General features: G+C 74.3%; 5 protein-coding genes and 1 pseudogene. 3 read left to right on the top strand and 3 right to left on the bottom strand.

What is annotated here, in order from left to right; genetic code table 11:
- Positions 1-332: hypothetical protein (locus tag DVA66_RS19485; RefSeq protein WP_456297822.1), on the top strand; the 332-nt coding region annotated here is incomplete at its 5' end.
- On the opposite strand, the gene DVA66_RS19480 is transcribed toward DVA66_RS19485, so the two are convergent.
- Positions 304-768: a MarR family winged helix-turn-helix transcriptional regulator gene (locus DVA66_RS19480; protein ID WP_198671969.1), complete on the bottom strand. Its 465-nt coding sequence runs from the start codon at positions 766-768 to the stop codon at positions 304-306. The two genes, DVA66_RS19485 and DVA66_RS19480, sit on opposite strands and share 29 nt — an antisense overlap.
- Positions 769-847: 79 nt before the next feature.
- Here DVA66_RS19480 and DVA66_RS19475 point away from each other — a divergent pair, with 79 nt between their 5' ends.
- Together DVA66_RS19475 and DVA66_RS19470 are read left to right on the top strand one after the other, a co-directional pair.
- Complete coding sequence (locus DVA66_RS19475; protein ID WP_114561473.1) at positions 848-1159, top strand: GNAT family N-acetyltransferase; 312 nt, start codon at positions 848-850, stop codon at positions 1157-1159.
- A 2-nt stretch (positions 1160-1161) separates the two neighbouring features.
- Positions 1162-1383, top strand: a complete 222-nt coding sequence (locus DVA66_RS19470; RefSeq protein WP_114561472.1) for a (4Fe-4S)-binding protein — start codon at positions 1162-1164, stop codon at positions 1381-1383.
- A 36-nt stretch (positions 1384-1419) separates the two neighbouring features.
- Here DVA66_RS19470 and DVA66_RS19465 read toward each other — a convergent pair whose 3' ends face one another.
- Positions 1420-2085: a response regulator gene (locus tag DVA66_RS19465; RefSeq protein ID WP_114561471.1), complete on the bottom strand. Its 666-nt coding sequence runs from the start codon at positions 2083-2085 to the stop codon at positions 1420-1422.
- Positions 2082-2347, bottom strand: a pseudogene (locus tag DVA66_RS21790) (hypothetical protein); the annotation flags it as partial. The gene DVA66_RS19465 and the pseudogene DVA66_RS21790, both read right to left, overlap by 4 nt.

The raw sequence follows: 2347 nt of genomic DNA, 5'->3' as shown, positions 1-2347 counted from the left end.
CGGTGCGCGCCGGCCGTGACCCGCGACGGGCGCTGTGGACGCCGGCCGCCCAGGCCACCCGCCGGCTGCGGCAGGCCGGGCTGCGCACCCTGCTCGGGCTGGACGCCGCGGGCACCGTCCGCTTCTTCGACGCCTTCTTCGCCCTCCCGGTGGCGTTGCAGCGCAGCTACCTGTCGGCCTGGGACGACCCCCGTGGCACGCTGACGGCCATGGTCGCGATGGCCGGACGCCTGCCGCCGCGGCTGACCTCGGTGGCGGTCCGCTCCACGGCGGCCGAGGTGGTCGCCCCGGTGGGCCGGCGGCTCAGGCCCCCGCCTCGTCGAGCCGGGTGACGATCCGGTTGGCCGCCTCCCGCAGCGTGCGCTGCCCGGTGGGGGAGAGGTCGTCGAAGACGAGACGCCGCACCAGGGCGACGTGGGCCGGGGCCACCGCCACCAGCAGCCGGTACCCCTCCTCGGTGAGGACGGCCCGGGTGGAGCGGCGGTCGTCGGGGTCGGGCTCGCGGCGGACCAGACCGCGGCGCTCCAGCCGGCTGATCAGGTGGGACAGCCGGGACAGCTCGCAGTGCGCCAGCTCGGCGAGCCGGCTGATCCGGATGGTGTGCCCGGGCTGGTCCGACAGCCCGGCCAGCACGTAGTACTCCATGTAGCCGAGGCCGGCGTCGCGCTCGAGCTGGGCCTCCAGGGCGCGGGGCAGCCGGGTGAGGACGCGGTCGAGGGCGCGCCAGGTCGCCATCTCGTCCTCGGTCAGCCACGGGTCCTCTGCCACGGGATGAGCCTACGATGGTTGAACATTCACGTATCGGGTGGGAGGCTGGTGCCTGTCGCCCACCGGTCGAGGAGAGCAGATGAGCACCATCGACGTGCAGCACCGTCCCGAGCAGCAGCGCTACGAGGCCCGCATCGACGACGAGGTCGCCGGGTTCGCGGAGTACATCCGCACCGACGAGCTCCTCGTCTTCACCCACACCGAGGTCGATCCCCGCTTCGAGGGCCACGGCGTCGGCTCGGCGATCGCCCGCTTCGCCCTCGACGACGTCCGCGACACGGGCACCCACCGGGTGCTGCCGCTGTGCCCGTTCATCAAGGGCTGGATCGGCCGGCACCGCGACTACGCCCCGCTGGTCTACGGCGTGCCCGCGACGACGGCGAAGGACTGACCATGGCCGCGAAGGTGTACACCGGCCCGGTGCTGGACGTGTCGTTCGACGGCGAGGTCTGCCGTCATGCCGCCGAGTGCGTCCGCGGCATGCCGGAGGTGTTCGACGTCGCGGCCCGGCCCTGGATCGACCCGGCGGTCGCCGCCACGGACGCGTCTGCGCAGCAGCTGCGCGAGGTGGTCGGGCGCTGCCCGTCCGGCGCCCTGCAGATCGTCGAGCACTGACGGGCGGACCGGTCGGCGCCTGAGCGCGCCGCGCCGTCAGAGCTCGACGAGCCGCGTCTCGAAGGCGAACAGCACCAGCCCGACCCGGTCGCGGATCTCCAGCTTGGCCAGCAGCCGTCCGATGTGGGTCTTGACCGTCCCCTCGGCCATGTAGAGGGTGCGGGCGATCTCGCTGTTGGTGGCGCCGCGGGCGATCTCGACCAGCACCTCCTGCTCGCGGTCGGTGAGCACGCCGAGCCGCGGGTCGGGGCCCTTGTCGGTGGGCGAGGAGGGCAGCGTGGGCACCACGTGCTCGAGCAGCCGGCGGGTCACGCTCGGCGACATCACGGCGTCCCCGGCGGCCACGTCGCGGATGGCGGCGAGCAGCTCCTCGGGCCGGGCGTCCTTGAGCAGGAACCCGCTGGCGCCGGCCTTGAGCGCGGCGAAGACGTACTCGTCGAGGTCGAAGGTGGTGAGCACCAGCACCTTGGTCGGGTTGCCCGAGTGCACCAGCCGGTGGGTGGCCTCGACACCGTCCATCACCGGCATCCGGATGTCCATCAGCACCACGTCGGCGGGACGGTTGGCCAGCGAGCGGACGGCCGAGGCGCCGTCGGAGGCCTCGCCGACCACCGCCATGTCGTCCTCGGCCTCGATCAGCATCCGGAACCCGCCGCGGACCAGGGACTGGTCGTCGGCGAGGAAGACTCGGGTCGGGCTCACGGGCGGCTCCTCGGGGGCTCGCGTCGTCCCGGGTCCGTGGGCCGGTCGGTGCCGGGGGTGCGGGGGAGGACGCTGGTCTCGGTGTGGTCGGGGTCCATCCTGACGGTCGGCTGGGTGTCCAGGCTGACCGTGAGCTCCTCGGCGGACGTGTCGGGACGCGGAGCGCGCGGGGCCGGCGTGCCCGGCTGCGCTGGGGTGGGCGTCGGCCGGGCCGCGGCGGGCCGGTCGCGGTGGGACCCGGCGACCGGTCGGGTGTCCTGCG

Source organism: Desertihabitans aurantiacus, assembly GCF_003344635.1.
Lineage (GTDB): Bacteria > Actinomycetota > Actinomycetes > Propionibacteriales > Propionibacteriaceae > Desertihabitans > Desertihabitans aurantiacus.
This window is presented reverse-complemented; position numbering and strand designations above follow the sequence as displayed.